Origin of the sequence: Sphaerisporangium sp. NPDC049003 (assembly GCF_043197795.1) — a bacterium.
Classification (GTDB): Bacteria; Actinomycetota; Actinomycetes; order Streptosporangiales; family Streptosporangiaceae; genus Sphaerisporangium.
Window position 1 is genome coordinate 104359 of the sequence record NZ_JBICTU010000028.1, and the last position, 7377, is coordinate 111735.

Sequence of the window (7377 nt, forward strand, 5' to 3'; positions counted from 1 at the left end):
GGTGGCGTCCAGCAGAGCGAGAAGCATCGCGACCGACGGCGCCGCCAACCGGCTCCGATTCCTGGCCCTGACGCGTGGACGGCCGCTGTGGGACCTCGCGCAGCGCGCCCAGCCCGTACGGCGGCGGCTCAACGCCACGCTGATCGACCACGCGGTCCGCGAGATGCCGCCGCGGCCCGAGCCGCTGAGCACCATGGCCGACTACACCTCGTGGGCCTCGCTGACCGATCGCACGTTCAGCGGGCGTCACGTGCCGCCGGTCGCCGGAGCCGAGACCGGCAGGCCCACGCCCGAGCGCGCGGCCGACCTGTTCACGCGCGGCGACACCATGATCCCGTGTCCCCGGTCCACCGTGCTGTTCGCGTACTTCGCCCAGTGGTTCACCGACGGGTTCCTGCGCGGTGACACCCACGTCCCGAGGGACCCGCGCAAGAACAGCTCGAACCACCACATCGACCTCAACCAGCTCTACGGGCTCGACGCCGCCGCGACCGCCGCCCTGCGCGCCTTCGAGGGCGGGCTGCTCAAGAGCCAGGTGATCGGCGGCGCCGAGTTCCCTCCCCACCTCTGCGAGAACGGCCGGGTCAAACCCGAGTTCGCCGCGCTGAGCGTGATCCGTTTCGCCGAGCTCACCCGCGAGCAGCGCGACACCCTGTTCGCGACCGGCAGCGACCGGGGCAACATCCAGATCGGCTTCACCATGCTCACGGTGCTGTTCCTGCGCGAGCACAACAGGGTGGCCCGCCTCCTGGCCCGCCACTACCCGCGCTGGGACGACGAGCGCCTGTTCCAGACCACGCGCAACATCCTCATCGTGCTGCTGATCAAGTTGGTGGTGGAGGAGTACATCAACCACATCACCCCGTACCACTTCCGCTTCACCCTGGATCCCCGGCTCTCCACCCTGCTCGCCCGCGCGCCCTGGCACCGGGAGAACTGGGCCTCGGCCGAGTTCAACCTGGTCTACCGCTGGCACAGCCTGATCCCCTCCGCCCTTTCCGTGGGCGGGCGGGAGCTTCCGATGGCGGACACCCTGGTCGGCGGCGCGCTCATCCCCGGGCCAGGGCTGGGCCGGCTGTTCGAGGAGGCTTCGCTGCAGCGCGCCGGTCGCATCGGCCTGTTCAACACCGACCCCGTGCTGCGGGAGGTCGACGTGGCCAGCGTCGCCGAGTCGCGCGCGCTGAACCTCGCGCCCTACAACAGCTACCGTGAGCACTGCCGCTTCCCCCGTGTGCGCCGCTTCGACCAGGTCTCCGGCGATCGGCGGGTGAGCGAGGCGCTCGGCGAGCTGTATCGCGGCGTGGACGACCTCGACCTGTACGTCGGGCTGTTCGCCGAGGAGCCGGGGGACGCGAACGCCATGCTGCCGCCGCTCCTCACGAAGATCATCGCCATCGACGCCTTCTCCCAGGCGCTGACCAATCCACTGCTGGCGTCTCGGGTGTTCACCACCGCGACCTTCTCCCCGTACGGCATGAAGATCATCGCTACCACGCGAACGCTGTCGGACGTGCTGCACCGCAACGTCCCCGAGGACCCGCGACCGCGCTTCGTGAGCCTGACCCGCCGGGAGGATCGGTGAACGACGACGACCACCCCGGCGGCGGCCCCACCGGAGGCGACGCGAGTGGAGGCCACCCCGGCGGCGAGCCGGGCAAGGCGGCGAAGCCGCTGCGCACGGCGGCCAGGGAACTGGCCGAGATCGGGGCGGTGATCCAGGAGACCTCCGCCCACGCCACGGCGGCGCTCACCGACGGCGCCGTGCTCGGCGCCCTGTGGCGCGCCCCGGCCGAGGGCTACCGGGCGCAGCGGGCCCTGCTCCGCGCGGTGACCGATCGCGCGGGGCTCGGGTACGCGGTCGCCGGCGGCCGGCTGGGCGGTCTCGCGGCCAGGGCCGGCGGCATGGCGGGAGCGGAGAGCCTCGCCGTCCTCATCCTCGCGACGTCGTTGCGGCTGCGCATCGCCGCCGTCACCCAGGATCATCCCGAACTGGCCGGCGACCCGCTGATGGGCAGGCTCATCGAAGCGGTGGGCGCCGACCGCGACCTCCAGGCGCTCCGGGCGCTGCGCGCCCTGCTCAAGGACCGCGGCGCGGTGCGCACGCTCAGCGGGCTCGCCCCGGTCTTCGGCGAGGTGCTCGCCCTGCGGGCCCTGCTCGACGAGAACCCGCTCAACGACACCGCCGCCTGGCTGATCGCGACCGGCGGAGGGTACGCCAGCGCCGATCCCGTCACCGGCATGAGCAACCGTGCCATAGCGGTCCTCGACAGGGGGAAGGGCGCCGCGCGACGGCTGGAGCTCGACGCGGCCGAGGCCGAGCGGCTGTGCTCACACGGGTCGCTGCTCGGCTTCCTCCGCAACATCGGCGTCGTCGGCACGACCGGGCGCGTGCTCATCCAGACCGTGACGGGCCCTGACGGCGTGGAGCGCCACGTCGTCCAGGTGCCCGGCATGAGACCCGGACGGCCCGACAACGACTCCCCGCAGGATCTGCTCGGCGCCTTCAGCAGCGCCGTGCTCGACAGCGGGCCCTACAGCCGCGCGCTGGTCAAGGCTATCGACGACGCCGGCATCCCGCAGGGGGCCGAGGTCGCCCTGATCGGGCACAGCGCCGGCGGGGCGGCGATCATGAACCTGGCGCAGGACCCGGCGTTCTGCGCCCGTTACGCCGTCACCCACGCCGTCGCCATCGGATCACCGGTCGACTTCAAGCGTCCCGCCGACCCGCGCACCTGGGTCGCCAGCGTCACCAACCAGCACGACATCATCCCCACCCTCGACGGACAGGGCGCGGGCGGCTGCTTCGACCTGCACCCCGGCTGGTACGTGGTCGACTACTCCGACGCGACCCACCTGTTCCCGATCTGCCACAGCATCGAGCACTACACCGCCAACATCGCGAACGACCTGCCCGAGGCCCGCGACCGCATCGACGATGCCCTCACGCCGTACCGGGGGCCGGTCACCCGCTCGCGGGCCTACCTGCTGTTCGACCACGTGCCCCACCCCGAGGGCTTCCCGTTCCTCACCGTGCCCACCTACCGGGCCGCCACGCCGGGCGGAGCGCTCGAACTGCCCGTCCGGTGCGAGGACGGGGCCGCCCTCACGGCGTACTTCGCGGTGGACGCGCGCGCGGCGGCGGCCCTGCTGGAGGGGACGGGGCTCGGGCCCGCGGTCCAGGTCGCGGGACGTGCCCTCGTCGCCGTCCACGCGTCGTCGAACCGGCGCACCAGCCTGGGGGCCTACCGCGAGGTCGCCCTCGGGATCGTCGTGCACGATCCGTGGCGTCCACCGTCGCCGAGGGTATGGCCAGATCTGGTCAGGAGCGCGCGTCACCGGCGCTCCGGAACCTGGCTGGCCGGCTCCCTGGTCGACACCGAGGCCGTGTCCTCGGTGTCTCCGGAGGTCTGGGGGTACGAGCCGTCCCTCGCCCGCCTCGACTTCGAGCTGACCGCGAGGTCCCTGCGCGTCGCGGCGAGCGGTCCGGACGGCCGGATCCTGACCTTCCGGGGACGGCTCGGCCCGGGAATCCCGGCCGGAGCCCCGGACCTGGTCGGCTATTCGCGCCACGACGGCGCCACGCTGCGGTCGTGCGTCGAGACCAGGGGCCGGGGGCGGGCGCATCCCGCCCCACGGGTCCGCCTGGTCACCGGGCCGGCCGATCACCCCATGGTCCGGCACCTGCGGGCACTGGGCCTCGACGGCGCCCGCCCGTTGCTGTGCCTGTCCACCCTCGCCCACCAGACGCTGCGGGGCGCCGCCGTCCCGGTGCGCGTCACCTGACCAAAGGAGCCTCCCGGATGCCCGCCGTTCCCGAAGCGATCGCCCTCCATGCCGGGGTGCTGCGGTCCGACGCCCTCGTGCTCGCCGACTGCGCCGAGCGTCTGCGCGACATCGGGGCCCGGCTGGACGCCGAGGGCGCCGCGCCGCAGTGGCTCAGGGACACCGTGAACGCCCACATCGCCGCCTGCCTGCGGGCCTCCACCGATCTGGACGAGGCGGCGACGCGCCTGGGCGTCTACGCCGACCGGGCCCGCCGCTGACGCTCAGTGCCGGACGAGGGTGTTGTGGAAGGACCTGATCAGCCACTGGCCCGATTGCTTGACGGCGATGCTGGTGTTCCACGAGAGGGTGTTCGGGTGGCAGGTCCTCTCCGAACCGAAGAACACGCACCCCTTGCGGATGATGAAGGCCGTCGAGGGGGACAGCAGGTGGATCTTCTCTTCGAGGGTGTGGATGCGGGAGTTCTTGAGCTGGTTGCCGAGGTAACGCTGGAACTTGGTTCCTATCTCGTTCCGCGTGCGCAGGTGGTCGCCCGTGACGTTCACGAAGTCGGCGTCGGTGGTGTACGTCGCGGCGTAGGCCATCCCGTTCCCGTGGGCCCAGGCGTCGGCCTGGCGCTGCCAGAGCCGCGCCAGGGCGGCGAGTTCGGTGTCGTAGGGACCCGTCCCCGAGACCTCGGAGCCGGCCTGCGCCGAGAGCGCGCGGCTCACCGGCGTCACGGCCTGGGTCGGTGTGGCGGCGGCGGTCAGCGCCATGCCGAGCCCACCCGCGAGAGCCAGGCGGATCGTTCTCCTCGCGTATCGATGAATGCCCATCTCTGCCCCGTTCGAAGATGATCACGAACAAACGTGGAAGCGTTTCCCCTGTCAGCCGGGCCGGGTGGCGGGTCGCCGGTCAGCGCCCGGAGAAGAAGTTCCTGAACGATGGGAGCGGCGCGCTCTGCTGCCGCATGAGGGTGTTGTGGAAGGACGTGACCATCCATCGGCCCGCGTGCTTGACGGCGAGGCTGGTGTTGATCGATCGCGTGTCCGGGCGGCAGGCCGTCTCGGCGCCGTACAGCACGCAGTCCTTCCGGAGGATGAGCGCCGTCGTGGGGGACAAGAAACGCACCTCTTCCTCCATTCGGAGGATATGGGTGTTCTTGAGCTGATTATTAAAGTAGTATTGGATTTTCGTGGCGATGGAGTCGCGGCTATGGAGATGCTCGCCCCTGATGTTGATGAGGTCGGCATCGGTGGTGTAAATCCTCGCATAGGCGCCGGCGTCCCCCCGGGCCCAGGCGTCCGCCTGCTGCTCCCAGATACGGCGCAGGGCGGTGAGGTCGGTGTCGGCATGGTCTTTCCGCGGCACCTGTGAAACGGCCGGTGCCGCCGCGCCCACGGTCGGCGTCGTGACGTCCGGCGGCGTCGCGGCGCCGGTCAGCGCCATCCCGAGGCCGCCGATGATCGCCAGGCGGATACTTCTCCCCTTGCATCGATGAATGTCCATCCATGCCCCCGTTCGAAGTTCACCGTGCGCAAACCTATAAGCGGTTCACCTTCCTTAACGGGCGTCGTCCTGTGAGTCCTCTACCGGTATTCCCCTAAGTGTCCGATTTAGCACATCAGGATGGATTTGCCCTACGGCTCGGGAGGATACGGCGCGCCGTATCCCCGGCGAGATCATCTCCAGCGAGCCTCCGCCGCCGAGGGTGGGGCACCCGCGACAATGGCGGCAAGGGGGGAAGACCTATGCACATAGCTGTACTTGGGATGGGTCACATGGGCCGCGCGGTGGCCGGCCGGCTGCTCACACAGGGGTATGACGTCGCGGTCTGGAACCGTACGCCCGGCAGGACCGCCGAGGTGGTCGGTGCCGGAGCGGTCGAGGCGTCCTCGCCGGCGGAGGCCGCGCGCGGGTCGGAGGCGGTGCTGATGTCGCTGACCGACGACCGCGCCGTCCTCGACGTCATGGAGCGGCTGACCGGGCTCGGCTCCGATGCCGAGGGGCCGCTCGTGGTCGACTTGAGCACCGTCTCCCCGGAGACCTCCCGCAGGCTCCGGGACATGGTCCCCGGGCAGCGGTTCCTGGCCGCGCCCATCATCGGAGCGCCGAAGACCGTGTTCGCGAACCTGGCCTCCAGCCTGGTGGGCGGCGACCGGCGCCTCGCCGACCGGCTGGAGCCGATCTGGTCGCGGGTCTTCTCCGTCCACTGGTACTGCGGTGAGGACCCCGGGAGCGCGTCGGCCTTCAAGCTGCTCAACAACTTCCTGCTGATGTCCGGAGTCGCCGCCGTCGCCGAGGTCGTGGCCGCGGCCGAGGCCGCCGCGCTGGACATGAAGCTGCTGCGCGAGGTCCTCTACCAGTGGCCCACCATGCCCCCCGCCATCGTCAACCGGGTCGACGACATCATCGCCGGTGGCCACAAGGGGTGGTTCCCCACGCGGCTCGGCGCCAAGGACGTACGGCTGCTCAACGAGGTGGCGGAGTCGAACGGGCTCACGCTGCCCATCGCGCGCCTGGTCGAGCGACGCTACGAGGAGGCGGGCGAGCGCGGCTGGCGCGAGGCCGACATCGCCGCCGTCGTGGAGGTGATCCGCGCGGAACGCCGCCCCGACCCGGGCGTGACACAGGGAGCGCCGGGCCGGGCATGAACGCGAAGAGCGGTACCCGGTCATGACCGGGGACACCACCACCGGGCCGGTGACGGCGCTGGTCACCGGCGGAAACCAGGGGATCGGGCGCGAGATCGTCGCGCAGCTCGCGGAGCGGGGCATGACCGTGCTGCTCGCCGCCAGGGACGCGCGTCGCGGCGAGGAGGCGGCGGCCGCCCTCCGGTCCGCCGCCGCCGACGTGCGGGCGATCCAGCTCGACGTCACCGACCGCGCGTCGGTCACGGCGGCCGCGCGGTACGTCGGCGACCACTTCGGCGTGCTCGACGTCCTGGTCAACAATGCCGGGATCCTGGGCGACCTCCCCGGGCAGGATCCCGGCAGCGCCGAGCTGGACGTCGTCAGGGAGGTGTTCGAGACCAACGTCTTCGGCGTCATCAGCGTGACCACCGCGATGATCCCTCTGCTGCTGCGTTCGTCGGCGGGACGCGTCGTCAACGTCACCAGCGGCCTCGGCTCGCTCACGCTGATGTCCGACCCCGGCGGTCACTTCACCCGCCGGCCCGCCTCGCTCGCGTACGTCCCGTCCAAGACCGCGCTCAACTCGGTGACCGTGCAGTACGCCAAGGGGCTTCGCGAGCACGGTGTCCTGGTCAACGCGGCGGACCCGGGCCCGTGCGCGACCGGTTTCACCAAGGCCGTCCCCGGCCTCACCCGCACCGCCGCCGAGGGGGCCGCGGTCGCGGTGCGGCTCGCCACCCTCGGCGCCGACGGCCCGACCGGCGGCTGCTTCGGCGACACGGGCCCGGTTCCGTGGTAGCGATCGAGGTCGCCACATGCGGGACCGTCACATGCGGGACCGCCCGTCCCGACGGGGAGGCGGGACGGGCGGCCGGGGGCTCAGGCCACTAGGAGCTGTTTGGAGTTCGGATCATGTGGTTGAGGTGAGGAGCTTCAGCCACATGATCGAGCCTCGGAGGTGGAGTCCGGCCTCGTAGCTTTC

At 71.4% G+C, this 7377-nt stretch carries 7 protein-coding genes; 5 read left to right on the top strand and 2 right to left on the bottom strand.

Going from position 1 to position 7377, the window contains the following annotated elements:
• Nucleotide 1 precedes the first annotated feature (1 nt).
• Genes ACGFIV_RS28345 through ACGFIV_RS28355 form a run of 3 tightly spaced genes read left to right on the top strand, consistent with a single transcriptional unit; the run spans nt 2 to nt 4043 of the window.
• Nucleotides 2-1582: a peroxidase family protein gene (locus ACGFIV_RS28345; RefSeq protein ID WP_392838189.1), complete on the top strand. Its 1581-nt coding sequence runs from the start codon at nt 2-4 to the stop codon at nt 1580-1582.
• Nucleotides 1579-3783, top strand: a complete 2205-nt coding sequence (locus ACGFIV_RS28350) for a hypothetical protein (protein ID WP_392838190.1) — start codon at nt 1579-1581, stop codon at nt 3781-3783. The genes ACGFIV_RS28345 and ACGFIV_RS28350 overlap by 4 nt, the downstream gene beginning before the upstream one ends.
• Nucleotides 3784-3800: 17 nt before the next feature.
• Nucleotides 3801-4043 carry a hypothetical protein gene (locus ACGFIV_RS28355; protein WP_358559571.1) on the top strand — a complete coding sequence of 81 codons (243 nt, stop codon included), beginning with the start codon at nt 3801-3803 and terminating at the stop codon, nt 4041-4043.
• Nucleotides 4044-4046: 3 nt separating this feature from the next.
• Here ACGFIV_RS28355 and ACGFIV_RS28360 read toward each other — a convergent pair whose 3' ends face one another.
• Both ACGFIV_RS28360 and ACGFIV_RS28365 read right to left on the bottom strand, forming a co-directional pair.
• Nucleotides 4047-4598: an SgcJ/EcaC family oxidoreductase gene (locus ACGFIV_RS28360; protein ID WP_392838191.1), complete on the bottom strand. Its 552-nt coding sequence runs from the start codon at nt 4596-4598 to the stop codon at nt 4047-4049.
• A gap of 79 nt (nt 4599-4677) precedes the next feature.
• Complete coding sequence (locus tag ACGFIV_RS28365) at nt 4678-5211, bottom strand: SgcJ/EcaC family oxidoreductase (RefSeq protein ID WP_358559567.1); 534 nt, start codon at nt 5209-5211, stop codon at nt 4678-4680.
• A 158-nt stretch (nt 5212-5369) separates the two neighbouring features.
• Between ACGFIV_RS28365 and ACGFIV_RS28370 the strand changes: the two genes are divergently transcribed.
• Together ACGFIV_RS28370 and ACGFIV_RS28375 are read left to right on the top strand one after the other, a co-directional pair.
• The gene (locus ACGFIV_RS28370; RefSeq protein ID WP_358559565.1) at nt 5370-6416 is read left to right on the top strand and encodes an NAD(P)-dependent oxidoreductase; all 1047 of its coding nucleotides are present in this window, start codon (nt 5370-5372) and stop codon (nt 6414-6416) included.
• A 22-nt stretch (nt 6417-6438) separates the two neighbouring features.
• Complete coding sequence (locus ACGFIV_RS28375; protein ID WP_358559563.1) at nt 6439-7194, top strand: SDR family NAD(P)-dependent oxidoreductase; 756 nt, start codon at nt 6439-6441, stop codon at nt 7192-7194.
• Nucleotides 7195-7377 lie beyond the last annotated feature (183 nt).